We start from the raw sequence: 25,829 nt of genomic DNA on the forward strand, positions 1-25,829 counted from the left end.
CGGCTGCCCACCCACAGGACGGCGCACGGCCCCGCCGGAGCACCCCCGGCGGGGCCGTGACCTGCGAGCTCACGTCACGGCGAGGCCGCGACCGGCGGACGTCAGCCCGCGAGGAACGACAGCAGGGCCTCGTTGACCTCGGCCGCGTGGGTGGTGAGCAGCCCGTGCGGGGCGCCCTCGACCTCGACGTACCGGGCGCCCGGGAGCGCCTGGGCGAAGCGCCGGCCGGTGGCGTCGATCGGCAGGATGCGGTCGGCGGTGCCGTGCAGGATGAGCGCCGGCACGTCGACGGCCGCGATGTCGGCCCGGAAGTCGGTCGGCCAGGTCAGCGGGGCCGCCGCCGACGCGACCGCGCCGGACCGCGACGCGAGGTCCCACGCGTGCCGGACGGCCTCCTCGCTGATCCGCTGCCCGAGCGTCTCGTCGAGGTTGAAGAAGTCCTGGTAGAAGCCGGTGAAGTAGGCGTACCGGTCGGCGCGCACGGTGTCGGCGACGCCCTGGAAGAACGCGGGCGGCGCCGCGCCCTCGGGGTTGTCGTCGGTGATCGCCAGGTACGGCTCCAGCGAGGCGAGGAACGCGGCCTTGGCGATGCGCGCCGATCCGTACGTGGACAGGTACCGCGCGACCTCACCGGTGCCCATCGAGAAGCCGACCAGCGTGACGTCGCGCAGGTCGAGCGTCTCGAGGACCGTGTTCAGGTCGGCCGCGAAGGTGTCGTAGTCGTACCCGACCGACGGCTGGCTCGACTGCCCGAACCCGCGGCGGTCGTACGTGATCACGCGGTAGCCGGCGTCGAGCAGCGCGGCCTCCTGCGCCTCCCACGAGCTGCCGTCCAGCGGGAACCCGTGGATGAGCAGCACCGGCGCGCCGGTCCCGCGGTCCGTGTAGTGCAGCTCGATGTCGACCGAGTTCTCCGTGCCGACCGTGATGCGTCCCATGGTCCTGGTCCTCTCCCGACGAGGCGGAGAACGATCGTTCTCTGCCGATGTCGACTACAGTAGAGAACGTTGGTTCTCCCTGCAAGGGGGTGGCGTCAGGGAGATGTCCACGCCGACGCCGGACGAAGGGACGACGACCATGACGGACGCAGCAGCCGACCCGCGCGCACGCGTGCTCGAGGCCGCCGACGCGCTCTTCTACGCCCGGGGCGTGGCGGCCGTCGGCATGGACGAGGTCCGCGGGGCCGCGGGCGTCTCGCTCAAGCGCCTCTACCAGGAGTTCCCCGGCAAGGAGCAGCTCGTGCTGGCCGTGCTCGACGCGCGGCACGCCTTCTGGGAGGAGGGCGTCGCCCGCGCGGCCGCCCGCGCCACCACCCCGCGCGAGCGGCTGCTGTCGGTCTTCGACTTCCTTGAGGACTGGTTCGCCGGCGACGACTTCCGCGGCTGCGGGTTCATCAACACCTTCGGCGAGATGGGCGCCCAGTCCCCCGCCGTCGCCGAGGCCGCCCGTGCCCACAAGCTCGCGTTCCGCGCCTACCTGCAGGACCTGACCGTCGAGGCCGGCGGCGACGCCCGCCTCGGCGCGCAGATCGCCCTCCTCGTCGAGGGCGCCCAGACCACCGCGGCCTTCACCGGCACCACCGAGCCCGCCGCGGAGGCCCGCGACGCCGCGACGACCCTCCTCGACGCCGCGGTCCGCGGGTAGTCGCCGTCCGACGTCGACGGCACGCCCGACGGGCGCGGGGCCCGCGCGAGGCACGACAACGACGAAGGCCCGGACCTGGTGGTCCGGGCCTTCGTCATCTTGTAGCGGGGGCAGGATTTGAACCTGCGACCTCTGGGTTATGAGCCCAGCGAGCTACCGAGCTGCTCCACCCCGCGTCGGTGAATAGAACTCTACGTCAGTTGCTCCTGGTGTCCAAATCGAGGTCGGAGGCCTGCGCGCGGGCGCCGAGCGGGGCGACGGGCGGTGCGTCGACGGCGGGCGCGACGTCGGCAGGGATCGGCGCGATCGGCCTGTTCGAGCCCCTCACCTGCTGCGCGACCAGGATCCCGAGCACCACGAGCACTCCCCCGACGGGCTCGTACCAGTGCAGCCGCTCGCCCAGGACGAGCATCCCGAGCACCACGCCGACCGCCGGCGTGAGGTAGGTCACCGTCGACGCGCGCTGCGCGCCCCAGGCCTGGACGACCCGGGTGTTCCACACGTAGGCCGCCCCGGTGCCGAGCGCGCCGAGCGCGATCATCGAGCCGACGACGGCCCAGTCGAGGTCCACCGGGCCCCGGGCGACCACGGGTGCGGCGAGCAGCATGACCACGGCCGCGACGGTCACCTGACCGGCGGCGATGGTCTCCGCCGACAGCCCGAGCGGGCCGACGAAGCGGCGCAGGTACGTCAGGCCCACGCCGTAGCAGGCCGTCGCCCCGAGGCAGGCCAGCACCGCGGGCAGGGGTGCCGCGAGCGCGCCCTCGCCCAGGTACGTCCACGGGCCCACGATGACGACCACGCCGACGCCGCCGACGAGCAGGCCCAGGCGCTGGCGGGCGGCGAGCCGCTCCGTGGGCAGCAGCAGGCCCGCGGCCAGGGCGGTCATCAGCGGCGTCGTGGCGTTGAGGATGCTCGACAGCCCGGAGGCCAGGTGCTGACCGGCCCACGAGAACGCGAGGAACGGCAGCACGCACAGCACCACGCCCAGCACCGCCAGGTGGCCCCACGTGCGGCGGTCCCGCGGCCACGCCCGCCGCTGGACGGCCATGACGACCGCGAGCGCGACGGCACCGAGCACGACGCGTGCCGTGGCGACCTGCGTCGGCGAGAGCCCCTCGAGGCCGACCTTCATGAAGAGGAACGACGCGCCCCAGACGAGGGCGGCGGCGAGGAAGTACGCCCACGTGCGGCGCTCCGAGGTCGGCATGGGCCCACGGTGCACCCTGGCGCCGGCATGAATCAAACGAATCCTTCTCATGACCGGATAAGTTCTGCTCATGCCCACCCTCGCCCAGCTGCGGATCCTCGTCGCGGTCGTCGACCGCGGCACCTTCACCGACGCCGCAGCGGCCCTGCACGTGAGCCAGTCGGCCGTCTCGCACGCCGTGGCGGCGCTCGAGCGGGAGGCCGGCGGGCGGCTCGTCGAGCGGGAGTCGCCCGCCCGGCCGACCGCGCTCGGCGCACGGGTGCTGCCGCACGCCCGGGCCGCGCTCGCCTCCACGGACGCCTTCGTCGCCGAGACCGCCGCCGGCCGCGTGGCCGGCACCGTGCGGCTGGGGGCCGTGCCCACCGTCTGCCAGGGCCTGCTGCCGCAGCTCCTGCACCACTGGGCCCAGCAGCTGCCCGACGTGCAGGTGCGCGTGTTCGAGGGCGACGACGAGGAGCTGCCGCAGTGGCTCGCCAACGGCGTGGTCGACGCGGCGGTCCTCGTGGACCCCGACCCGCTGCCCACCGGGGCGCTGGTGGTCGCGCGCGACGACTTCCGGGCGCTGCTGCGCCGCGACCACCCGTTGGCCGGCGAGCCGCTCGTCGACCTCGCCGACCTGCAGGACGACGGCATCCTGTCCTCCCCCAGCGGGTGCGAGCCGCAGATCGCGCGGATCCACGCGGCCGCGGGCCTGCCCTGGGCGCCGGCGCAGCACGTGCGCGAGCTCGGCACCGTCATCCGCATGGTCGCCGAGGGCATCGGGGTCTCGCTCATGCCGAGCCTGGGGCAGGCCATGCTGCCCGCGGAGGTCGTCATGCGGCCCCTCGTGCCGCAGGCGGTGCGGACGCTCGTGCTCACCGGCCCGACGCAGCGGCCGTGGCACCCGCTCGTGCACGCGATCGTCGACGCCGCCCCGGCCCACCCCCACGACGCCCGTGCCGACCTGCCCGCACCCGTGCCGCTGGTCGACGCCCTCGCGGGGTAGGCCTCGATGACGGGGGTGCGCCCGGCAGGGGCGCCCTGCCGGGCTTCCCCGGTCGGCCCCTCTCGGGGCGGGTCTGCCGGGCATCAGCGACGGGCGGACACGACGACGCCCGCCCCGGTGGACCGGGGCGGGCGTCGTCGCGTGCGGGTCAGTCGTCGAGCCGGGCCTCGGCGGCCAGGGCCTCCGCGATGGCCGCGTCGAGCCGGTCCTGCGCCTCGCCGTACGCGGCGAAGTCGCCGTCGGCCAGCGCGGCCTGCCCCTCCTCGATCGCCTGCTGGGCGTCGGCGAGGGCCTCGTCGAGCGCCGTTCGCGCGTCGGTCACGACGCCCGAGCCCGGGGCGGGCTCGTCCGTCGGCTCCGCCGTGGGCTCGGCCGTCGGCTCCGCCGTCGCGCCGTCCGTGGGCTCCTCGGTCGGCGGCGCCTCGGACTCGCCCTCGGTGCCCGCGTCGCCGGCCTCCGCACCGGAGTCACCGCCGAACACCTGGTCGAGCGCGCCGTCGAGGGTCTCGGCGAAGCCGATCTCGTCGCCGAACGACACGAGCACGCGCTGCAGCAGCGGGTACGTGGTGCCGCTGGACGCCTGCACGTACACCGGCTGCACGTACAGCAGGCCGCCGCCCACGGGCAGCGTCAGCAGGTTGCCGCGCCGCACCAGGGAGTCGCCGCGCGCCAGGATGTTCAGCTCGTTCGACACCGTCGGGTCGGCGGTGAAGTTCGACGCCGCCTGCCCCGGGCCGGGCACCGTGGAGTCGCGCGAGAGCTCCAGCAGCCGCAGCGTGCCGTAGCTCTCCGACACCTCGCCCGGGGTGTTGCCCGCCTCCGCGTCCACCGCCAGGTAGCCGGTGAGCACGTTGCGCGCGTTCGCCCCGGACGGGATGAACGTCGACATCAACGAGAACCGGGCCTCGTCGGCCCCGGGCATCTGCAGCGTCAGGTAGTACGGCGGCTGCGGGACCTCGGTGCTCGTGACCGTCGGGTCGTACGGGTTGGCCCAGAAGTCGTTGCCCGAGAAGAACTGCGCCGCGTCGGTGACGTGGTACTGGTTCAGCAGGTTGCGCTGGACCTTGAACAGGTCCTCCGGGTACCGCAGGTGGCTCATGAGCTCGCCGCTGATGTCGCTCATCGGCTGCAGCGAGGTCGGGAAGACCTCCTGCCAGGCCGCGAGGACCGGGTCCTGCGTGTCCCACGCGTACAGGTCCACGGACCCGTCGTAGGCGTCGACCGTGGCCTTCACGGAGTTGCGGATGTAGTTCACCTGCTTGGGCAGCAGGGTCTGCACCGTCGCCGACGTCTCCGTGAGCGAGTCGGTCGTCGCCTCCTCCAGCGAACGCAGCGCGGCGTACGGGTACTGGTCGGACGTGGTGTAGCCGTCGATGACCCACTTGACCCGCCCGTCGACGACCGCCGGGTACACGCGCCCGTCGAGGTCGAGGTACGGCGCGATCTTGGCCACGCGCTCGCGCGGGTCACGGTCGTAGAGGATCTGCGAGTCGGGCGTCACCCGGTCGGAGAAGAGGATCTGCTCGTCGCCGAACTTCAGGGCGTACAGCAGCTTGCTGAAGGGGTCGTCGATCTCCGGGCCCGCGCTGACGTCCTGCGTCGGGAACCGGTACGGCACCGAGCCCGTGCCGGTCTCGTCGTCCGGGTAGTCGAACTCCCAGCCGTCGGTCCCCTCGGGCCCGCCGACGATCGAGTACTCCGGCGACGACTGGCCGAAGTAGATGCGCGGCTCGTAGTCGCCCATCTCACCGGTGGACGGGATGCCGCCCTCCCAGAACTCGGGCGCACCCCGGGCACCGCGGGTGTTGCCGTACGCGGCCACCACCCCGAACCCGTGCGTGTACACCGTGGTGTCGTTCGTCCAGTTGCGCTGGGCGTCGTTCAGGCCCGCGAGGTCGAGCTCGCGGACGGCGATGACGGTGTCGCGGCTCTCGCCGTCGATCTCGTACCGGTCGACCGACAGCGACTCCGGGAAGTCGTAGAAGCCACGGATCTGCTGCAGCTGCTTGAACGACGGCGACACGATCGTCGGGTCGAGCAGACGGATCGACGCCGTCGTCTCGGCGTCCTCGCGCAGCGCGCCCGGCTCCGCGGTCACCGACGCGTCGTACTCCTCGACCTGCACGTCCTCGAGGTCGTACGCCGCCAGGGTCGCGTCGATGTTGCGCTGGATGTAGTCGCTCTCGGCGTCCTGCTGGTTCGGCTGCACCTGGAAGCGCTGCACGATCGCGGGGTACACGCCGCCGACGACGATCGCCGCCACGACCATGAGGCCCACGCCGATGGCCGGGAGCCGCCAGTTGCCCGTGATCGCGGTCGCGACGAACGCGCCGGCGACGACCAGCGCGGCGACCGCGAGGATCGCCCGGGACGGGACGACCGCGTTGATGTCGGTGAACCCGGCACCCTGCCAGCGGTTGTCCCCGCTCTGCTGCTTGGTGAGGATCGAGTACCGGTCGAGCCAGTAGTTTGCCGCCATGAGCACCAGCACGGCCGCACCGAGCACCGACAGGTGCACCCGCGCGGCCCGCGTGGTCCGCGGCGTGCCCGAGCCGCCGCCGATCCGCACCCCGCCGTACAGGTAGTGCGTCGCGACCGCCGTGATGGCCGACAGCACCGTCACCGCCATGAGGAACGACACCACGAACCGCAGGCCGGGCAGCGTGAACAGGAAGAAGCCGAGGTCCATGCCGTACTCGGGGTCGACCTCGCCGACCTGGCCGCCGTGGATCCACAGCTGCACCGTCGTCCACTGCTGCGACGCGGCACCGCCGGCGAACAGCCCGAGGACCACCGGGCCGACGATCAGCACCAGACGGCGCAGCGGCTCGATGGCCTCGCGGTACTGGTCGAGGCTGGCCTGCTCCTGCGTCGTCGGCGCGTACACCGGGCGGGAGCGGTAGGCGAAGCTCAGGCTGAAGCCGACGGCGCCGGCCATGAGCGCGAAGCCCGCGACGAACAGCAGGCCGCGGGTCGCCCACTCGGTGCGCAGGACCTCGACGAAGCCGAGCTGGTCGAACCACATGACCTCGGTCCAGACCTGCGCGAGGACGAGCACGGCGACCACGATCACGCCGAGCGTGACGAGCGTGGGCACGAGCACGCCACGACGCCGGCCGGCGACCGGGCGGGGGCGGGGGGGTGAGGCGGAGGTCACGGTGCAGAGGTCCTCGTCGTCGGGGCGGGTCGGGCCTGGGGATGTCGTGCGGTGGAACGCACAGCGTGGGCCTCAGGTTCCCACACGGTGCGACGATGGGCCCGTGAGCAGCACCGCACCCGACCAGCCCTCCCCCGCCCGCACCCCGCAGGCCCGCGCCGGCCACGCCCTCGCCGACGCGGTCCGCGAGGTCGAGCACCACGTGGCCGCCGCCGGCTGGGACGCACCCGTCCGGGTCTTCGCGCTCGTGCGCACGCAGGCGGCGCTCGCCGCCGAGCCCGGCCTGGCCGACCAGCTGACGCCCGACGTGCTCGCGGCCGCACGCGCCGACGACTGGCACCTGACCTCCGTCGAGCAGGAGGGGCTGCCGGCCGCCGAGGACCTCGAGCAGCTCCTCGCCGCGCTGTCGTGGCCCGACGCCGTCGACGGGGTCGCCGTCACCGTCGAGCGCGTCGTGCTGCCCCCCGAGGCCGAGGAGGCGCTGCCCGCCGACCCCGCCGAAGCGCTCGAGCAGCTCCTCACGCACCCGCAGCGGCAGGACGTCCGCCTGGCGGTGGGGGTGCTGCGCACGGGTGCGACCTGGTGCGCGCTGCGCACGCGGGCGCACGACGCCGACGACGCGGTCGCGCAGGGCGCCGACCTCGTCCCGGGCCTGGTCGCGGCCGTCCGCGCGACGCTCGACTGAGCCCCGTCCCGGGCAGCCGTCGGGCCACGTCCCGGCCGGCGCTGCAGGTCGGCGGGCCGTGCGGACCGGTCAGCGGCACAGGCCGGTCAGCGGTGCAGGTCAGCCGGCGGTGCAGGTCGGCAGGTCGTCCGCCGTCCCCGCGCCGATCGCGACGACGGCCTCGCGGGCCTCGTGCAGCGTCGACACGCTGACCACCCGCAGGCCGTCGGGCACGTGGTCGACGACCTCGGCGCAGTTGTCCGCCGGCGCGAGGAACCACTCCGCCCCGTCGCGCTGCGCGCCCACGAGCTTCTGCCGGATCCCGCCGATCGGACCCACGGCCCCGGACACGTCCATCGTCCCCGTGCCCGCGATCACCTCGCCGCCCGCCTCGTCCTCCGGGGTGAGCACGTCGACGATCCCGAGGGCGAACATCGTGCCCGCGCTGGGACCGCCGATCCCGTCGATGTTGATCGTCACGTCCACCGGCAGGTCGAACTGCGGGTCGATGAACACGCCGATCTGCGCGCCGCCGTCCTCCCGCTCGCCCGTCACCACGTCGACGTCGCGCGCCTGCCCCTCGCGCTGCACCGTCAACGTCACCGTGTCGCCGGGCGTCACGTCCGCGAGCGCCCCGATGAGCGTCTGGTAGTCGGGCAGGTCCACGCCGTCCATCTGCGTGAGGACGTCCGCCTCCTCCAGCAGACCCTCCGCACCCGAGCCCTCGACCGTCCCGGCGACCACGAGCGTCGCGGGGACCTCGTAGCCGAGCTCGGTCAGGGCCGCGACCGTGGCGTTCTCCTGCGAGGACACCATCTCCTCGGTGTTGGTCTCGTCGATCTCGTCCTGCGTGGTCGCCGGCGGGTACACCTGCTCGCGGGGCAGCACGACGCTCGACGACGACACCCAGCCGCGCAGCGTGTCCAGCACGCTGGACGGGTAGCCGGGGCCGCCCGTGCTGCTGATCGTGGTCAGCCGCAGCTCGCCCGTCGACGGGTACGTGGTCGCGCCCTCGACCGCGATCAGGGGCGTGCCGTCGACCTCGCCGAGGACGTCGCGCGTGGGGCCGGGACTCGTCACCGCGTACGGGGCGGGGACCACGACCAGGACTGCAGCCAGGGCGGACGTCACGAGCATGCCCAGCGAGAGGATCACCGCGCGCGGCGTCACCCGGGGGGCCTCCTCGGGCGGGTCGGCCTGCGACGCGGCGGGGTCCGGCACGGGTCCGTCCTGGGTGTGGTCGTCGAGCACCCCCCGATCATCCCCCACCCGGCTGGGCGGTCCGTGCGCACCGGCGGGTCGCTGCGCCGTGAGCGAACCGGGCGGCCCGCGCAGGGGTGCGGCCCACGGCGGCTGGTTACCGTGAGGTCCGCAGCCGTCACCGATCCCGGGAGGCCCCGCATGAGCCCCGACGTCCCCGCCCCGAGCGGCCCGCACCAGGACGGCCCGCAGCCGTGGGAGGAGATGCTGCGCGCCGTGCTCGGCCCCGCCGCGGACGACGCGATCCGAGAGATGCGCGAGCGCGGCATGGACCCCGCGGCGATGGCCGCCGCCTCGGGCCTGCCGTCGGACCCCGCGCTGCTGGCCCAGGTGGTCTCGCAGGTGCAGCGCATGTTCGCCGCGTCGGGCGACGAGCCGGTGAACTGGCAGATGGCGCACGACCTGGCCCGCCAGCAGGCCGCGCAGGGCGGCGACCCGTCGCTGTCGCCGGCGCGCCGCCGCGAGGTCCTCGACGCGCTGTCCGTGGCCGAGCTGTGGCTGGACGCGGCGACGTCGCTGCCCCCGTCGGGCGGGACCCCGCACGCGTGGAGCCGCGCCGAGTGGGTCGAGGCGACCCTGCCGACGTGGCGCACCCTGACCGAGCCGGTCGCGTCGTCGTTGTCGACCGCCCTCGCCCAGGCCCTCGGCCGCGCCGCCGGCGAGGACGGCCTGCTGGGCGCGCTGCCCGACGGGCCGGGCGGGTCGCCCCTCGGCGACCCGCAGCGCCTGCTGCGCGGGCTCGGCTCGGCGGTCTTCGGCCTGCAGGTCGGGCAGGCCGCCGGGACGCTCGCCCGCGAGGTCTTCGGCACGACGGACATCGGCCTGCCGCTGCTGGAGAGGCCGGCACCGGCGCTGCTCGCCGGCAACGTCGACGCGTTCGCCGAGGGCCTGGACGCCCCGCCCGAGGAGGTCCGGCTGTACCTCGCGCTGCGCGAGGTCGCCGCGACCCGCCTGTTCGCGCACGTGCCCTGGGTGCGCGCGCACCTGCTCGACGCCGTCGAGCAGTACGCCCGGGGCATCACCGTGGACGTCGACCAGCTCGAGGAGGCCGTCGGCGCGATCGACCCCACCGACCAGGCGGCGCTGCAGCAGGCGCTGTCCGGCGGCGTCTTCGCCCCGCAGACCACGCCCGAGCAGCAGGCGGCCCTCGACCGGCTGGAGACGGCGCTCGCGCTCGTCGAGGGCTGGGTCGACGAGGTCGCGACCCGGGCCGCGCTGCCGCACCTGCCGCACGCCGTCCCGCTGCAGGAGATGGTGCGGCGCCGGCGTGCCGCGGGCGGACCCGCCGAGCAGACGTTCGCGAGCCTCGTGGGCCTGGAGCTGCGGCCCCGGCGCCTGCGCGACGCGGCCGCCGTGTGGGCGCACCTGACCACCACGCGCGGCGTCGACGGCCGGGACGCGGTGTGGGCGCACCCCGACCTGGTGCCCGCCGCCGAGGACCTCGACGACCCCGCCGGCTACGACGCGCGTCGGGCGGCCGCCGTGGAGGGCTCGGCGGACCTGGACCGTGCGCTCGCGGAGATCCTCGGCGACGAGGACGGGTCCGCGCCGTCCTGACGCGGCCGATGCCCGGGCGCGCCGGGCAGCGGCCCTCGCACGCCGTCAGGCGTCGACGTCGTCCTCGTCGTCGCCCGGCGGCTCGTCGGCGCCGTCCGGCGACGGGCGTGCCCCGCGGTCCTGGGCGTAGCCGTACCCCTCGAGGAAGCCGCGGGCGCGCCCGGTGTGCGGGTACGTGGCCAGCTCGGCCCAGAAGTCGGGGCCGTGGCCGGGGACGAGCAGGTGCACGAGCTCGTGCAGCAGCACGTAGTCCAGGACCCAGCGGGGCATGCCCCGTACGCGGTCCGAGATGCGGATCGTGCCGTCGGTGGGCGTGCACGACCCCCAGCGACGTCCCTGGTTGCTCGACCAGCGCACGCTCGTCGGGACGGCCCGTCCGCCCAGGTACCGCCGTGACAGGTCCGTCGCCCGGGACGCGAGCTGGGCGTCGGACGGGCGACGCCGGCCCTCCTGGGCCGCGAGCCGGGCGACCATGCGCCCCACCCACTCGCGCTCCTGGCTGCGGGTGAACCCCGCGGGGATCGCGACGACGGTGACGTCGCCCTCCCGCCACGCGCTGACCGTGCGGGACCGGCGCCGCGACCGGCGGACCTCGACCGGCGCGTCCGGGCCGCGCGCGTGCGCGCCCGTGCGGGGCGGCTCCTCGGGGACCGGCACCCCTGCACGCTAGCGCCGACCGCCGACGGCGGTGGCGACCCCGCCCGGCGCGGCGCACGACGGCCGTGCACGGGCCGGCGGCGAGGGCTGCGGGCGGGCGGGCGCTGTGGACGGCGGGCGACGAGACCTGCGCCGACCTGCGACAGTGCCCGCCGTGCGGACGAGGACGGTACGGCTGCGGCCGGGTGTGCAGGTGCTGACCCGCGGTGCGGACGAGGTGCAGGTCGGCCTCGACCCCCGCTGGGCGGTCCGCGTCGACGGGCTCGACCCGGACGAGGTGCGGCTGTGGTGCGGGGTCGGGCCGGGGACCGACCTCGACGCACTCGCCCGCGGCGCCGGCGCACGGGCGGCCCGGGTGCGGCAGACCGTGGCCGACCTCGCGGCGGCGGGCCTGACCCGGCCCGACCCGGAGCCGGGCACCACGGTGCACGGCCCGGCGTCCGCGGACGCCGACGCGTGGTCGCTGCTCACCGCGGACGGGGACGGCGAGCGGCAGGTGCTGGCACGGTCGCGGGCCGTCGTGGGGGTGGTCGGGCTCGGCGCCACCGGGATGGCCGTGGCGACGCACCTGGCGACGGCCGGCGTCGGCACGCTCCTGCTCGACGACGACTCCCCCGTCGGCTCGGTCGACGTGGCGGGCGGGGCGCACCGCTGGGCCGACGTGGGTGTGCCGCGCGCGACGGCCGCGCGGCGGGTCCTCCAGGACGCCGCACCGGGCGTGCGCGTCGACGTCGACGCCGCGCCCGACGTCGTGGTGGTCGTCGAGCACGACGCGGCCGACCCGGCGCGGGCCACGCTGCTGATGGCGCACGGGCTCGCGCACCTGTCGGTGGTGGTGCGGGCCGCGGACACCACCGTCGGCCCGTTCGTGCGCCCCGGCGTCGACCCGTGCCTGCACTGCCTCGACCTGCACCGTGCCGACGTCGACGCCGCCTGGCCGACGGTCCTGGCCCGCCTCACCGCGGGCGGCCCCGACACCGGTGCGGTGCGACGCCGCGGCGGCGAGGTCGGCGTCGTCGCCGGTGCGAGCGCCGCCCTCGCGGCCGCGCAGGTCCTCGTGCACGTCGACGGCTCCGTGCCGTCCCTCACGGGTGCGACCGTGCAGATCGCGCTCCCCGACGTCGTCGGACGCGTCCGCGACTGGTCGGCCCACCCGGACTGCGGGTGCTCCCGGCTGCCGGGGCCGCCGGCGCCGTCAGGCCCCTGACCTGAGCCGCGACGCAGGACGCCGGGCCCCGCGTGCGCGGGGCCCGGCGTCCGGTGGCGCCTGGTGGTGCGTGGTGGCGGTAGGTGCGGCAGGGTGTCCGGCGGGCACGACGGCGTCCCGTCAGGCCGCAGCCGCGTCCTTGCGCGGACGGCCCCGGCCCCGCTTCGTCGGCACGACCACGCCGCCGACGAAGACCTGGCCGCCCCAGACCCCCCACGGCTCGGCCCGCTCGACGGCGCCGGCGAGGCAGCCCTCGACCAGCGGGCAGCCGCGGCACAGCGCCTTGGCGCGCTCGACCTCGGCCTGCCGCTCCGCGAACCAGAGCTCGGGGTCGTTCGACCGGCACGGCACGAGGTCGGCGACCATGCGGTCGAACTGCTGACGGTCCTCGGTCGCCGTGCTGCCGGCCCAGGCGCTGGTCGCGCCCGGGGTCGTGGTGTCGGGCAGCGTCGTGAGCTGCACGATGTCCTCCTGGTGTCCTCGCTGATGAGCTGTGGTGCGTCGGTGACGGACCGACGTGCCCTCTCGCCGGCGAGGTGCCGGAGGAACGAGAAAGGCCGCGGGTCCGAGAAGGACTCCGCGGCCTGAACGCCTCAGTGGGTGAGGCCTAGGGAGTCCTGCGTGGAAGATCGGTGCCGAGCTGCTTCGGGGTGCCCGTCCAGCGCTCGACGTGGCCGGCGGTGGACACACTGCGCCCCTGGAACGAGGTGCCGGTGGGCGCGAGGGTGCGCAGACGCACGGCGGTCACGGCGGCGTAGCCGGTCATCGTGATGCTCTCCATGTCGTGCACACCTCCCTCCGGCTCGGGCACCGTCCCCCAGGACGGCACCGCTCGATCAGCGACGGGTTCACCGTAGGACGCCGCGCGCGAACGCGACAAGCGAATTACGAGAAAGTTCTCGACGAGTTTCTGCGGACCCGCCGACCGCCCCGGACATCGCCGGAGGACTGCCGCATCGCGGACGTCAGGGCTGGTCGGCGGACCCCGCCCCACCGTCCCGGGAGGTCACCACGGCGAGGAGCGCCGCACCCACGTCCGCCAGACGCGTCTGCCCCAGCCCGGGCACCTGCCGCAGCTCGGCCGGGCTCGACGGACGCAGCGCCGCGACGTCGGTGATCATGCCGTCGGTCAGCACGCGCGACGGCGGGACGCCGCGCTCGCGCGCCACCTCCTCGCGCCAGCGGCGCAGCCGCTCCACGAGCCCGCGGTCGACGTCGCCGTCCGCCGTGCCGCGCCGCTCGTCGACGTCCTGCCCCCACAGCCGGTCCAGGAAGGGGGTGCGCCGGCGCGACGCGCGCGAGCCCGGCGTGCGGGCCCCGGCGTACGACAGCTCCAGGTGCCGGCGGGCGCGGGTCACCCCCACGTAGAGCAGGCGACGCTCCTCGGCCACCGCCGCGTCGGTCTGCGCCAGCGAGATCGGCAGCAGCCCGTCCGAGAGGCCGACGAGGAACACCGCGTCCCACTCCAGGCCCTTCGCCGCGTGCAGCGACGCGAGGGTGACGCCCTCGACGGTGGGCGCGTGCTGGGCGGCCGCGCGCTCGTCGAGCTCGGCCACCAGGTCCGCGAGCGACGCACCCCCGTCGGCCGGCACGAGGGCCCGCCCGGCGCCGAGGTCCAGCACGTCCTCGCCCTGCTCGACGCCCGGCGTCCGGGCCGCGGCGAGGTCGTCCGCGAGCGTGACCAGCGCGTGCATCGCGTCCCACCGCTCGCGCGCCGCCCCGCGTGACGCCGGGGGCGTCGGCGCCCAGCCGACGCTCGTCAGCACGTCGCGCACCGTCTGCCCCAGGGGCGTGCCGGGGTCCGCCGACCGGGCGCCGCCGCGCAGCAGCACCAGCGCGTCCCGCACGTCCCGGCGCGCGAAGAACCGCTCGCCGCCGCGCACCTGGTAGCCCACGTCGGCGCTCGCGAACGCCTGCTCGAAGGCCTCGGCCTGCACGTTCGTCCGGTACAGCACGGCGATCTCGCTGGGCCGGACGCCCGACGCGACGAGCCGTGCCGCGCGCGCCGCGACACCCGCGGCCTCCGCCTCGTCGTGGTCGTAGGCCGTCCAGCGCACGCGCGGGCCGTCGGGCTGCTGGGCCACCAGGTGCAGCGGCGTCGGGTCCGCCGGCCGGCGCGTCGCCGTGAGCAGGCGGTTCGCCAGGGCCACGACCTGGGGCGTCGAGCGGTAGTCGCGCACCAGCTTGACCTGCGCCGCCCCCGGGTACCGCTTGCGGAACGTCAGCAGGTGGTGCGGGGACGCCCCCGCGAACGAGTAGATGGTCTGGCTGGGGTCGCCGACGACGCACAGCTCGCGGCGCCCGCCCAGCCACTGCTCGAGCAGGTGCTGCTGGAGCGGGCTCACGTCCTGGTACTCGTCGACGACGAAGTGGCGGTACTGGCCGCGGACCTCCTCGGCGACCTCGGGGCGCTGCCCGAGCATCGCGGCCAGCAGCAGCAGCACGTCCTCGAAGTCGACGACGCCGCGCTCGGTCTTCACGTCCTCGTACGCCGTGATGAGCCGGGCCACCGCGTGCGCGTCGTGCCCCGCCGGTGCCGGGCGCATCACGGCGGCCGCGGCCGCCGGGTAGTCGTCGGCGGTGACGAGCGAGACCTTCGACCACTCGATCTCGCCGGCCAGGTCACGCACGGCCACCCGGTCCACGGGCAGCCCCACGCGCCGCCCCGCCTCGGCCACCAGCACCGACTTCTGCTCGACGATGCGCGGCGCGGCGCCGCCGACGACGCGCGGCCAGAAGTGGCCGAGCTGGCGCAGCGCCGCCGCGTGGAAGGTGCGCGCCTGCACGCCCGCGACCCCCAGGTCGCGCAGCCGCACCCGCATCTCCCCCGCGGCACGTGCCGTGAACGTCACCGCCAGCACCGACGCCGGGCGGTACACGCCGGTGCGGACGCCGTAGGCGATGCGGTGCGTGATCGCGCGGGTCTTGCCCGTCCCGGCGCCCGCGAGCACGCAGACGGGCCCGGTCAGGGTGCTCGCGACCTGACGCTGCTCGGGGTCGAGGGCGTCGAGGAGGGCGTCGGCGGAGGCGTGGGCGGGCATCGCCGCCCAGTCTCGCAGCCGCACCGCGGCACCCGTGCACCGTCCACAGGCGGTGCCCCGGGCGGAACACACGGCAGCCCGCGCGCGTTGACGCGGCCGGGAGGCCCTCCACCGGGGCCGCCGGGCGCCGCGTGCGACCGGCCCACGACGAGCGACGACGAGGGACGATGACGACGACCGCACCGCCTGCCGGCACCGTGACGATGTACTCCACCACGTGGTGCGGCTACTGCCACCGGCTGCGCACGCAGCTCGACTCGGCGGGCATCGCGTACGACGTCGTCGACATCGAGCAGCAGCCCGAGGCCGCCGACTACGTGGCCTCCGTCAACGGCGGCAACCAGACGGTCCCCACCGTGGTCTTCCCCGACGGCACCGCCGCGACGAACCCGTCGCTCGCGCAGGTCAAGGCTCGCCTGGGCGTGTGAGCGACGGCGGGCCCGACCGACCGCGGCCGGGCCCGCCTCGACCGCCGTCAGGCGCCGCCCGGCTCCGCGACCGGCCCGCCGAACCACTCCTCGACCAGCGCCCGGGCGATCGACGCCCCGCTCGGCAGCACGACGTCGCCCGCGAGCACGGCCTGCGCCAGCTCGTCCCGGGTGAACCAGCGGGCGTCGGTCAGCTCCACGCCGTCGACGCGCACGTCCGTGCTCGTGGCGTGCGCCCGGTACCCGAGCATCAGCGAGCCCGGGAACGGCCACGGCTGGCTGCCGCGGTAGACGACCTCGCCGACCTGGACGCCGGCCTCCTCCAGGACCTCCCGGCGCACCGCCCGCTCGGCGGACTCCCCCGCCTCGACGAAGCCCGCGAGGGTGGAGAACCGGCCCGGTGCCCAGGTCGCGGCGTGCCCGAGCAGCAGGCGGTCCGCGTCGTCGACGACCGCCATGATCACCGCCGGGTCGGTGCGCGGGTAGTGCTCCGACCCGTCCTGCACGCACACCCGCGACCAGCCCGCCTGCGCGACCCGGGTCGCGGCCCCGCAGCGGGGGCAGCGCGGCTGCCGGTCGTGCCACGTGTCGAGCGCGACCGCCGTGGTCGCCAGGCCCGCGTCGTGCGCGTCGAGGGCCGCACCCACGGCGCGCAGCCCGCGCCACGCCCCCGCCGCCGCGGCGTCCTGGTGCACCGCCGCGTCCGCCGCAGCACCCGTGCGCGGCAGCGTCTCGTGGTCGGGCATCCGCAGCGCCAGCACGTCGCCGCCGTCGTCCTCCTGGCCGAGCAGCAGCCAGGCGTCGTCGTCCGGGCCCCCGGCGACCGGCCCGTCCGGGCCGTCGGCGGCCCGCGGCCCCCACGCGGCTGACGCCTGCGCGGGGGTCAGCCACAGCACGCGGGCCGGGTCCTGCGTGAGCACCTGGCCGGCGCGCACCAGCAGCACCCGCGTGCGGGGGTCCTGCACGGCGGACCCGATCACGTCCGGCTCGGTGCGGCGCTCGGCCGCTCGGGGCACGGAGGCCCGGGCCAGGGGCAGGTGGGCCAGCGTCGCGCTCGTCACGGCGCCCACGGTACGTCCCGGACAACCCGACGACCCGGTCAGCGCCGCCCGCACCGGGACGAACCGGACGCGGACACACCGCGGCGACGGCACCCCGTCCACGGCACGGGCACCTACGCTGGCTCCCGTGACACGCTCGCCGCTCGCCCTCGCCGCCCTGGCGACCGTCGCGATCCCGGGGCTCGACGCGTACGACGTGCGCCGTCCGAGCGGCACCGGCCCCGACTTCGACGAGGCCGTGGTCATCGACTCGGTGCGCCGCCGGTGGGTCGTGCGCGCCCCGCAGCACGCCGCAGCCGGCGCCGCCCTCGAGGCCGAGATCGCCCTCCTGGCCGCGCTGCGCCCCTTCGTCGACGACGGCACGCTGCCGTTCGCGGTGCCGCGCACCGAGGGGTTCGCGCACCTGCCGGAGGGCGGCCGCGCAGCCGTGCACCGGCAGCTGATCGGGCGCCCGCTGCGCCTGGAGACCCTGCGTCCCGGACCCGGCCTGGCCGCCGAGATCGGCCGGGCCCTGGCCGCGCTGCACGAGCTGCCGACGTCCGTCGTCGAGGAGGCCGGGCTGCCGGTGTACGACGCCGCCGGGTACCGCGAGCGCCGCCAGGCCGAGGTCGACGAGGCCGCCCGCACCGGCCTGGTCCCGCCGTCGCTCCTGCGCCGCTGGGAGGACATGCTCGAGGACGTCGCGATGTGGCGCTTCCGGCCGACGGTCGTGCACGCCGACCTGACCAGCGCGCACCTGCTCGTCGCCGAGGGCACGGTCACCGCCGTCCTCGACTGGGGCGACGCGATGGTGGCCGACCCCGCCGACGACCTGTCGTGGCTGCTGGTGGCGGCGCCGCAGGACGCGGTCGACGCGATCATGGAGTCGTACCTGCTGCGGCGCACCGAGCTGAGCGACCCGCACCTGGCCGACCGGGCGCTGCTGGCCGGTGAGCTCGCGCTGGCCCGGTGGCTGCTGCACGGCGTGCGCACGCAGAGCGCCGAGGTCGTGGACGACGCCGTGGCGATGCTCACCGAGCTCGACGAGCACGTGCACGCGGAGGCCGAGGCCGCCTACTGAGCGGCGGGCTCCTGCGAAGGCCCGGGTGCCCGGGTGGCGGCCTCCAGGAGCACGGCGATCTCGTCGGCGTCGAGCAGCCGTCGCGGGCGCACGGTGACGCCGGCGCCCACGTAGCAGAACGCCGCGGCGACGTGCTCCACGGGGGTGCCCGTCCAGCGTGACCACGCGAGCCGGTACACCGCGAGCTGCAGGTCGCGGGACGCCTCCTGCGCGGGGTCCGTCGGCGGGGCGCCGGTCTTCCAGTCGACGACCACCACCGACCCCTCGGGCCCCTCGGGGTCACGGAACACCGCGTCGATGCGGGACCGCAGCACGTGCCCGCCGATGGTCGTCTCGACGTCGACCTCGACCGCGATCGGCGTGCGGTCCGCCCAGGGCGTCGCCAGGAACGCGGCGCGCAGGGCGTCCTGGTCGGCGTCGACGGGCTCGGAGTCGTCGTCCGCGCCCGGCAGCAGGTCCAGGTCGACGAGCGTGGTGCGCCCGTAGTACGCCTCGACCCACGCGTGGAACGCGGTGCCGCGCCGCGCCTGGCGGGACGGCTCGCGGGGCACCGGGCGGCGCAGCTGGAGCGCGAACGCCGCGGGGTCCGCGTCGAGGCGGACCAGTGCGGACGCGGACAGGTGCGCGGGCAGGTCGACCTGCTGGTTGCCGGTGCGGCGCTCGAGCTGCTCGGCGAGCAGCCGGTCGGCGAGGGCGTCCCAGTCGGTCGGCGGCGGGGCGTCCGGCCCGTCCGGCACCCCCTCGTGGCCCGCATCCGCGGTGCCCGGACCGGCCGGCCGGCGCTCGGCGCCCGCCGTGGCCCGCACCGCGCGCAGGACGTCCCGCACGGCGTCGGCGGCCGCCTCGACCGCCGGGCGCCGCGGTGCCGCACCGTCGACCGCGAACGGGTCGGCCGGCCACACCGCCGTCTCGACGTCGCCGGTCCGCGGGTTGTCCGCACCCGGCTCGGGCTCGTCGGCCCAGGCCAGCACCTCGGCGAGGCCGTGCTCGACGAGCTCGGCGAGGAACGGCGAGACCCGCCGGGGCGTCTTGGCGTCGCCCCACCGCGCCGCGCTGAGCAGCAGCCGCTCCCTGGCGCGCGTGAGGGCGACGTAGGCGAGGCGACGCTCCTCGGCGACCTCGTGCTCCCCGGCGTCCTGGCGGAACCGGACGAGCCGCTCGGCGAGCTCCTTCGGGTCCGCGGCACCCGCGAGGTCGAGGGTGGGCAGGTCGTCGCGGTCCCCGCGCAACGGGTAGGGCAGCACCCCGAGCCCGGTGAGCCAGCCCGAGTCCAGCGGTCCGTCCTTGCCGAGCACCGCCGTCGCGGGCAGCCCGCCGTCGACCAGCCCGGTCACCACGACGACGTCCCACTCCAGCCCCTTGGAGGCGTGCACCGTCATGAGCTGGACCGCGTCGGGGTCCGGCTCCGTGACGGGCAGGTCCAGGCCGTCCTCGCGCTGCTCGGCGGCCTCCAGCCAGGCCAGGAACGCACCGATCGTCGGCCGGTCCGCGGCGCGGGCGAACTCGACGGCGACGTCGCGGAACGCGTCCAGGTGCGCGCGGGCCCGGGCCGGGGTGACGTCGGAGCGGGACTGCACCTCGATGTCGAGGCCGAAGAGCCGCTCGGCCTCGCCGACCAGCTCGGGCAGCGACAGGCCCGCCTGCCGGCGCACCGCCCGCAGCACCGCCGCCAGGTCCGCGAGCCGGCCCCGGCCCTGCGGCGTGAGGCGTCGGCCCGCACCGCTGACCCAGCCGGCGGGCGGCAGGTCGTCGAGCGCGTCGACGAGGCTCGACGCGTCGACCACGTCGCCCTCGACCACGACCTGCCCGGTGCCGGCCTCGGCACCGGGCAGGTCGGCGGGGTCGCCGGGGTCGGCCGACCGCGGCGCCGAGAGCCGGGCCAGGTGCCGCGCCCAGTCCCCCAGGGCGTGCAGGTCGCGCGCACCGAGCCGGGTGCGGGCACCGGTGAGCAGGCGCACGAGCGCGTCGCCGCGCGTCGGGTCGTGGGCCGCCTGGAGCACGGCGACGAGGTCGACGACCTCCGGCGCCGCGAGCAGGCCGCCGAGGCCCACGACCTCGACGGGCAGGCCCTCGGCCCGCAGCGCGCGGCGCAGCGGCTCGAACTGCGACCGCTTGCGGCACAGCACCGCGGCGGTCCGCCTCCCGTCGGGGTGGGTGCCGGGCCGCCAGTGCGCCGCGACGAGCTGGGCGACGCCGCGGGCCTCGTCCTCGACCGTCGCGTCGACGCGGGCCTGCACGACCCCCGCGCCGGCTCCGGGCCGCGCCCGCAGCTCGGGGACGTCGACCCGCCCGTCGCCGCGCAGCGGTGCGGCGACGCGGTTGGCGGCGTCCAGCACGGCGTGGTCGTTGCGCCAGGAGGTCGAGAGCTGCACGACCTCGGCGCGGCGCCGGTCCCCGTCGGGACCGACGGCGGGGAACGTGTCGGGGAAGCGGGCCAGCCCGCCGGCGCTGGCACCGCGCCAGCCGTAGATCGACTGGTGGGGGTCGCCGACGGCCGTGACCGGGTGCCCGCCGCCGAAGAGCGCGGACAGCAGCGCGAGCTGGGCGTACGAGGTGTCCTGGTACTCGTCGAGGAGCACGACCCGGCAGCGGGTGCGCTCCCCGGCGCCGACCTCGGGGACGTCGCGGGCGATCCGCGCGGCGATCGCCACCTGGTCGCCGAAGTCGAGGGAGTCGGCGGCCCGCTTGCGCGCCCGGTACGCGGCCACGAGCTCGAGCACCCGGGACCGCTCCCCGAGCGAGGAGCGCAGGTCGCGGACCTTGGCGTAGGGCGCGCGGGGCGGTGTGCCGGGCGGGGTCGCGTCCATCGCCGCCACGAGGTCGTCGATCGCCGCGCGGGCACCCGCGGGGTCGAGCAGGTGCTCGTCGAGCGCGCCCGACAGGCTCAGCACCGCCTCGACCACGGTCGACGTCGCGGCGGCGGTGTCGAGGTCGCCGGCCCACTGCTCGACGACCTCGGACGCGAGCTGCCACTGCGCGGCCTCGCCGAGCAGCCGCGCACCGGGCTCGATGCCGGCGCGCAGCGCGTGCTCGGACACCAGCGAGCCCGCGTAGGCGTGGTACGTCGAGACCTGCGGGCGCGCCAGCTCGTCGGCGAGGTCGGCGGCGCCCGGCAGGTCGACGCCCTGCACCGCCGCGGCCCGCACGAGCGCGCGCAGGCGGCGGCGCACGCGTTCGGCGAGCTCGCCCGCGGCCTTGCGCGTGAACGTCAGCCCGAGCACCTGGTCGGGGGTGACCAGGCCGTTGGCGACGAGCCAGACCACGCGCCCGGCCATCGTCTCGGTCTTGCCCGAGCCGGCGCCCGCGACCACGAGCGACGGCGCGAGCGGTGCCTCGATGACCTGCCGCTGCTCGTCCGTCGGCGGGTGCTGGCCGAGGAGCTGGGCGATCTGCACGGCCGACAGCGCGACGGACCTGGTCGAGGGGCGCTCGCTCACGCGACGACCTGCCCGCCCTCGGCACGCAGCGGGCAGGACCGACGCACCGGGCACCGGTCGCACAGCTCGTTGCCACGCGCCTCGAACTGCGCGGCGGCCATCTGGTCCGCGACGTCGTCGACGAGGGCCCGCGCCCACGACGGGCCGTCGGTCTCGGGGCCGAGCGCGTCCTGCTCGCGCGTCGTGGGCCCGCGCGTGCCGGAGGCGACGAACACCAGGGCGGCGCCCGCGCTCGTGGTGCCGGCGGGCAGGTCGGGCACGGCCCCGGCGTCGACGGCGAGCTGGTACAGGCCGAGCTGGGGGTGCTCGGCCGTCTGCGCGACGGTCGGCACGCGGGTGCCGGTCTTGAGGTCGACGACCCGCACCGTGGGCGACGCCGCCGCACCGTCGCCGGCAGCGCCGTCACGGGCCCCGTCGGTACCGGCTGTGCCGTCGCCCGTCTCCCCCTCGCCCGGCCCCGCGTCCACGAGCTCGACGCGGTCCATCGAGCCGCGCACGAGCGCCCGGTCGGTCTCGAGCACGAAGTCCGCCTCGACGAGCACGGGGTCCCCGCTGGTCCGCAGGTGCACCGCGAGCCGGTCGATCATCGCGTCGGCCCGGCGCCGCGCGGACAACGAGGCCCACCCGTCGCCGAGCCCCAGCTCGGGCCAGCGCCGGTCGAGCTCGGCGGCGAGCGTGAGCCGGTCGCCGCGCGGGTGCTCCTGGGCGATGGCGTGCACGAGCGTGCCGAGCGACTGGCTCCACGACTGCGACGGCGTGCCCCCGGCTGCCTCCAGGGCCCAGCGCAGCGCGCACCGCTGCGCCGTCTCGACCTTCGACGGCGAGACCGGCACCTTCTCGCCGTCGAACCACAGCGGCTCGTCGCTCGACGGCTCCGGCAGCCCGAACCACCGGTCCGGGTCGGCGCCGGGGATGCCGACGACGGCCAGCCGCGCGAGGGTGCGCGCCGCCGCCGGGTCGGGCGTGCCGTGCTCGCGGGCGGTCCGCTCGAGGTGCGCGCGCAGCCGGGCGACGAGGCCGCGCAGGTCCAGCGGCGCGGGGGCGCTCGTGCGGCGCGGGTCCGGGCCGTCGGCCGGCGGGGGCTGCACGAGGTCGAGGAACGGCGACGGGGAGTCGTCCTGGTCGGCGACCGCCGTCACCAGCAGCCGGGTGCGGGCCCGGGAGCACGCGAGCGCGAAGGAGCGCAGCTCGTCGGCCAGCACCGCGGCGCGGGCGTCGGCCGGCGCGTCCGGCTCGCGGCCCGCGACGGCCGCGACGAGGGCCTGCGCTCCCAGCATCGAGTCCCGCAGCCGCAGGTCGGGCCACGTGCCTTCCTGCACGCCGACGACGGCCACCACGTCCCACGACCGGCCTGCCGCGCCCGGGGGTGTGAGCACGCCGACGCCGGCGGTCCGCGAGCGCGCCGCCAGGGAGTCGGCGGGCAGGTCCTGGTCCTCGACCCAGGTGACGAACGCCTCGGGCGTGGCCCGGGGGTTGCGGTCGACGAACGTCTCGGCCGCACGGAACAGCGCCAGGACGGCGTCGAGGTCGCGGTCGGCCCGCTCGCCGGACGCCCCGCCCGCGAGCGCGACCCGGCGCCACGTCTCGGCGAGCCCGGCCCGGTCCCAGACCGCCCACAGCACGGACTCCACGTCGGCGCCGGGCGCCTGCGCGGCGGCGCGCCCGGCGGCGACGACCGCGGCGAGCCGGTCGACGGGGCGGCCGACGTGCGAGGGCAGGGTCACCGCCCGCCCGGGGGCGTCGAGGACCTCGACGAGCAGGGCGTCGCTCGACCGGCCGCCGCCGGCCGCGAGCTCCTCGGCGCGCAGCGCGCGGCGCACGCGGCGCAGCCCCACGGCGTCGAGCCCGCCGACGGGCGAGCAGGCCAGCCGGGCGGCCGTCTCGGCGTCCAGGGGGGCGCCGGCGGCGACGCGGACGAGGTCCAGCAGGGGGCGCACGGCGGGCTCCTCGCGCAGCGGGACGTCGCTGCCGAGCACGCTGACGGGCACACCGGCCTGCGCGAGGGCCCGCCGCAGGGCGGTGACCCGGGCGCCGGAGCGGGCGACGACCGCCATCGCGTCCCACGGCACGCCGTCCTGCAGGTGGCTGCGACGCAGCGCGTGCGCGACCCAGGCGGCCTCCTGCGCGGCGCTGGGCAGCACCGCGACCTGCGCCGGCGGCCCGGGCGCGCAGGCGGGCGCGACGTCGACCCGGCGGTGCGCGGCGGTCCCGGCGACCGGGGCGCGGTCGGTGATGCGGGCGGTCACGGCGCGCAGCGCCACGCTCTGGCGCCACACGGTGCGCAGCACGACGTGCGCGGCGCCGAGCTCGCCGAGCCCGCGACCGGTCACCGCCGCGCGCGCCACGAGCCCCGGCTGGCCGCCGCGGAAGGTCTGCACGGCGACGTCCGGGTCGCCCAGCAGCAGCAGCCGGGCGCCGTCGTCGGCGAGCGCGCGCAGCAGCCGCGCCGTGGCCGCGGTGGTCTCCTGGTGGTCGTCGACGACCACCAGCCGCCGGGCGGGCCGCGGCGTGCCGGGCACGTCGTCCTCCCAGTGCCGCAGGGCCGCGACGGCCGTGTCGACGACGACCGCCGGGTCGAGGCGCTCCCCCGCGTCGGGCGTCGACGTGGCGAGGGTCATGACGTCGAGGTACTCGCCGTACAGGTGCGCGGCGGCGACCCACTCGGGCCGGGCCGCGCTGCGGCCCAGCGCGGCCAGGTCGCCGGGGTCCAGGCCCCGCTCGGCGGCACGCATGAGCAGGTCGCGCAGCTCGTCGCGGAACGCCCGGGCGGTCAGCGCCTGCTCGGGCACCGACGGCGGCCACACGGGACCGAGACCGTCGCCGGCGGCGTGCCCCGCGAGGAGCTCGCCCAGCACGACGTCCTGCTCGGGGCCCGAGACGAGGACGGGCGCGGGCTCGCCGAGCGCGGCCGCACGGGCGCGCAGCACCGCGAACGCCACGGCGGCCGGCGTCTGCACCAGCGGACGCCCGCTGGTGCGGCCCAGCCGGGCGGTGAGCCGGTCACGCAGCTCGCCGGCGGTGCGCCGGTCCGCGGTGAGGACGAGCACGTCGTCCGGCGCCAGGCCTGCGTCGACGGCCGCCACGACGGCCTCGATCCCGACGGTGGTGCGCCCCGTGCCCGGGGCCCCGGTGACCAGGACCGCGGCGTCGGCACCGGCCACGACCCGGTCGACGGCCTCCTGCTGCTGCGCGTCGAGGGCGACGGGTGCCTCGACGGTCGGGCGCAGGAGCCGGGTGGTCGTCGCGGTCGTCACGGTGTCCGATGAGACCACGGGCCACCGACACCCGCGCGCACCGGCGCACCGGTGGCGCACCGGTGCGCCGGTCGCGACGGACGTCCGGCAGCAGGTCCTGCGGCGCGCCGGACGGCGCGTCCCGGCAGGTCGCAGGCAGGTCGGGTGCGCGCCCTGGCTACGATCGCCAGATGACCGACGCCGAGCCCCCCACGGCGGGTCGCCACCGCGGCCCGCGCATGGCGCGCGCCGAGCGCCGGTCCCAGCTCCTCGCGGTCGCCCAGCACCTGTTCGCGTCCGAGGGCTTCCACCACGTCTCGATGGACGACATCGCCGACCGTGCCGAGGTCTCCAAGCCCGTCCTGTACCGCCACTTCCCGTCCAAGCTCGACCTGTACCTCGCGGTCGTCGACGCCCAGGGCGAGACGCTGCGCGCGGCGGTCGAGCGGGCCGTGGAGCCCGTCGAGCGCGGGCCGGTCGAGCCCGGCCAGGGACGGCGCGTCGTGGCGGCGGTCGTGGCCGCATACCTCGACTTCGTCCAGGTCGCCGGGGAGGCGTCGGCGCTGCTGTTCGAGTCCGACGTGACGCACGACGCCGACGTGCGGGCGCGCGTCGAGCGCGGGCCCGTCGAGGCCGCGCACCGCATCCGCGACGTGCTCCTGCAGGTGACCACGCTGCCGGCCGACGACGCCGACGTGCTCGCCGCGACGCTCATCAGCACCGCCCAGGGCGCGGCCACGTACTGGTGGCGGCACGCGCGCCACACCGACCCCGCGCACGTGGTCGCCCTGGTGTCCGCGCTGGTGTGGCGCGGCGTGGCGGGGCTGCTGCGGCCCGACGTCACGCACGAGGGCGCTTAGGATCGACGCCGAGCAGCGCCCGGCGCGCACCCGCACCGGGCCGAGGGCCGAAGGAGACACCCGTGGACATCACGATCGGCGTGCAGCACCTCACGCGTGAGATCACGATCGAGTCCGACCAGAGCGCCGAGCAGGTGACCGCCGCCGTCAACGCCGCGCTCGCCGGCCGCCCGACGCTCGAGCTCACCGACGTGCGCGGCCGCCGCGTCATCGTCCCGACGGCGTCGATCGGCTACGTGGAGATCGGCGCGGAGAGCAAGGGCCGGGTCGGCTTCGGCGCGATCTGAGCGCACGTGCCCCACGGGCGTCGCACCGGCTCCGACCGGGCGGCGCCCGTCGTGGTTCCGGCAACGGTGCAGGCCGTGGTC

At 76.6% G+C, this 25,829-nt stretch carries 20 protein-coding genes and 1 tRNA gene; 9 read left to right on the top strand and 12 right to left on the bottom strand.

The window, feature by feature from the left end:
- Positions 1–101 precede the first annotated feature (101 nt).
- Positions 102–938 (bottom strand): alpha/beta fold hydrolase, encoded by an 837-nt coding sequence (locus BKA21_RS04460; RefSeq protein WP_140460766.1) that lies wholly within the window; start codon positions 936–938, stop codon positions 102–104.
- A gap of 139 nt (positions 939–1,077) precedes the next feature.
- On the opposite strand from BKA21_RS04460, the gene BKA21_RS04465 reads away from it, so the two are divergent.
- Positions 1,078–1,644, top strand: coding sequence for a TetR/AcrR family transcriptional regulator (locus BKA21_RS04465; RefSeq protein WP_140460767.1), 567 nt, complete (start codon positions 1,078–1,080; stop codon positions 1,642–1,644).
- 102 nt (positions 1,645–1,746) lie between these two features.
- On the opposite strand, the gene BKA21_RS04470 is transcribed toward BKA21_RS04465, so the two are convergent.
- Both BKA21_RS04470 and BKA21_RS04475 read right to left on the bottom strand, forming a co-directional pair.
- Positions 1,747–1,820, bottom strand: a tRNA-Met gene (locus tag BKA21_RS04470).
- A gap of 20 nt (positions 1,821–1,840) precedes the next feature.
- On the bottom strand, positions 1,841–2,854 hold the full coding sequence (locus BKA21_RS04475) for a DMT family transporter (protein WP_140460768.1): 1,014 nt from the start codon (positions 2,852–2,854) through the stop codon (positions 1,841–1,843).
- Positions 2,855–2,924: 70 nt separating this feature from the next.
- On the opposite strand from BKA21_RS04475, the gene BKA21_RS04480 reads away from it, so the two are divergent.
- Positions 2,925–3,839: a LysR family transcriptional regulator gene (locus BKA21_RS04480; RefSeq protein WP_140460769.1), complete on the top strand. Its 915-nt coding sequence runs from the start codon at positions 2,925–2,927 to the stop codon at positions 3,837–3,839.
- 148 nt (positions 3,840–3,987) lie between these two features.
- Here the strand turns inward: BKA21_RS04480 and BKA21_RS04485 are convergent, their stop codons facing one another.
- Entirely contained in the window at positions 3,988–6,996 is a 3,009-nt protein-coding gene (locus BKA21_RS04485) for a UPF0182 family membrane protein (protein ID WP_140460770.1), read from the bottom strand.
- Between the two features lie 103 nt (positions 6,997–7,099).
- Here BKA21_RS04485 and BKA21_RS04490 point away from each other — a divergent pair, with 103 nt between their 5' ends.
- Positions 7,100–7,681 carry a PPA1309 family protein gene (locus BKA21_RS04490; protein ID WP_275406412.1) on the top strand — a complete coding sequence of 194 codons (582 nt, stop codon included), beginning with the start codon at positions 7,100–7,102 and terminating at the stop codon, positions 7,679–7,681.
- A gap of 99 nt (positions 7,682–7,780) precedes the next feature.
- On the opposite strand, the gene BKA21_RS04495 is transcribed toward BKA21_RS04490, so the two are convergent.
- A complete protein-coding gene (locus BKA21_RS04495; RefSeq protein ID WP_239072914.1) occupies positions 7,781–8,911 on the bottom strand; it encodes a YlbL family protein in 1,131 nt (376 codons plus the stop codon).
- A 150-nt stretch (positions 8,912–9,061) separates the two neighbouring features.
- Here BKA21_RS04495 and BKA21_RS04500 point away from each other — a divergent pair, with 150 nt between their 5' ends.
- A complete protein-coding gene (locus tag BKA21_RS04500) occupies positions 9,062–10,477 on the top strand; it encodes a zinc-dependent metalloprotease (RefSeq protein ID WP_140460771.1) in 1,416 nt (471 codons plus the stop codon).
- A gap of 45 nt (positions 10,478–10,522) precedes the next feature.
- Here BKA21_RS04500 and BKA21_RS04505 read toward each other — a convergent pair whose 3' ends face one another.
- Positions 10,523–11,134: a YgjP-like metallopeptidase domain-containing protein gene (locus tag BKA21_RS04505; protein WP_140460772.1), complete on the bottom strand. Its 612-nt coding sequence runs from the start codon at positions 11,132–11,134 to the stop codon at positions 10,523–10,525.
- Positions 11,135–11,288: 154 nt separating this feature from the next.
- Between BKA21_RS04505 and BKA21_RS04510 the strand changes: the two genes are divergently transcribed.
- Positions 11,289–12,341 (top strand): ThiF family adenylyltransferase, encoded by a 1,053-nt coding sequence (locus BKA21_RS04510; RefSeq protein ID WP_140460773.1) that lies wholly within the window; start codon positions 11,289–11,291, stop codon positions 12,339–12,341.
- Between the two features lie 120 nt (positions 12,342–12,461).
- On the opposite strand, the gene BKA21_RS04515 is transcribed toward BKA21_RS04510, so the two are convergent.
- From BKA21_RS04515 to BKA21_RS04525, 3 genes are all read right to left on the bottom strand, one after another.
- Positions 12,462–12,803 (bottom strand): WhiB family transcriptional regulator, encoded by a 342-nt coding sequence (locus tag BKA21_RS04515; RefSeq protein ID WP_275406411.1) that lies wholly within the window; start codon positions 12,801–12,803, stop codon positions 12,462–12,464.
- Between the two features lie 145 nt (positions 12,804–12,948).
- On the bottom strand, positions 12,949–13,122 hold the full coding sequence (locus tag BKA21_RS04520; RefSeq protein WP_170209136.1) for a hypothetical protein: 174 nt from the start codon (positions 13,120–13,122) through the stop codon (positions 12,949–12,951).
- Positions 13,123–13,306: 184 nt separating this feature from the next.
- Positions 13,307–15,382: an ATP-dependent helicase gene (locus tag BKA21_RS04525; protein WP_140460829.1), complete on the bottom strand. Its 2,076-nt coding sequence runs from the start codon at positions 15,380–15,382 to the stop codon at positions 13,307–13,309.
- A 167-nt stretch (positions 15,383–15,549) separates the two neighbouring features.
- On the opposite strand from BKA21_RS04525, the gene BKA21_RS04530 reads away from it, so the two are divergent.
- Positions 15,550–15,810, top strand: a complete 261-nt coding sequence (locus BKA21_RS04530) for a mycoredoxin (RefSeq protein ID WP_140460774.1) — start codon at positions 15,550–15,552, stop codon at positions 15,808–15,810.
- A 47-nt stretch (positions 15,811–15,857) separates the two neighbouring features.
- On the opposite strand, the gene nudC is transcribed toward BKA21_RS04530, so the two are convergent.
- Complete coding sequence (gene nudC / locus BKA21_RS04535; protein ID WP_239072913.1) at positions 15,858–16,871, bottom strand: NAD(+) diphosphatase; 1,014 nt, start codon at positions 16,869–16,871, stop codon at positions 15,858–15,860.
- 127 nt (positions 16,872–16,998) lie between these two features.
- Here nudC and BKA21_RS04540 point away from each other — a divergent pair, with 127 nt between their 5' ends.
- On the top strand, positions 16,999–17,931 hold the full coding sequence (locus tag BKA21_RS04540) for a phosphotransferase (protein WP_140460776.1): 933 nt from the start codon (positions 16,999–17,001) through the stop codon (positions 17,929–17,931).
- Here BKA21_RS04540 and BKA21_RS04545 read toward each other — a convergent pair.
- Together BKA21_RS04545 and BKA21_RS04550 are read right to left on the bottom strand one after the other, a co-directional pair.
- Positions 17,925–21,368 carry an ATP-dependent helicase gene (locus tag BKA21_RS04545; RefSeq protein ID WP_140460777.1) on the bottom strand — a complete coding sequence of 1,148 codons (3,444 nt, stop codon included), beginning with the start codon at positions 21,366–21,368 and terminating at the stop codon, positions 17,925–17,927. The two genes, BKA21_RS04540 and BKA21_RS04545, sit on opposite strands and share 7 nt — an antisense overlap.
- Positions 21,365–24,622 carry an ATP-dependent helicase gene (locus BKA21_RS04550; RefSeq protein ID WP_140460778.1) on the bottom strand — a complete coding sequence of 1,086 codons (3,258 nt, stop codon included), beginning with the start codon at positions 24,620–24,622 and terminating at the stop codon, positions 21,365–21,367. Before BKA21_RS04550 ends, BKA21_RS04545 begins: the two co-directional genes overlap by 4 nt.
- 170 nt (positions 24,623–24,792) lie before the next feature.
- On the opposite strand from BKA21_RS04550, the gene BKA21_RS04555 reads away from it, so the two are divergent.
- Together BKA21_RS04555 and BKA21_RS19300 are read left to right on the top strand one after the other, a co-directional pair.
- On the top strand, positions 24,793–25,461 hold the full coding sequence (locus BKA21_RS04555; protein ID WP_140460779.1) for a TetR/AcrR family transcriptional regulator: 669 nt from the start codon (positions 24,793–24,795) through the stop codon (positions 25,459–25,461).
- 62 nt (positions 25,462–25,523) lie between these two features.
- A complete protein-coding gene (locus BKA21_RS19300) occupies positions 25,524–25,748 on the top strand; it encodes a DUF3107 domain-containing protein (protein WP_140460780.1) in 225 nt (74 codons plus the stop codon).
- Positions 25,749–25,829: the final 81 nt, after the last annotated feature.

This window comes from Cellulomonas oligotrophica (genome assembly GCF_013409875.1).
In the GTDB taxonomy this organism is placed as follows: domain Bacteria; phylum Actinomycetota; class Actinomycetes; order Actinomycetales; family Cellulomonadaceae; genus Cellulomonas; species Cellulomonas oligotrophica.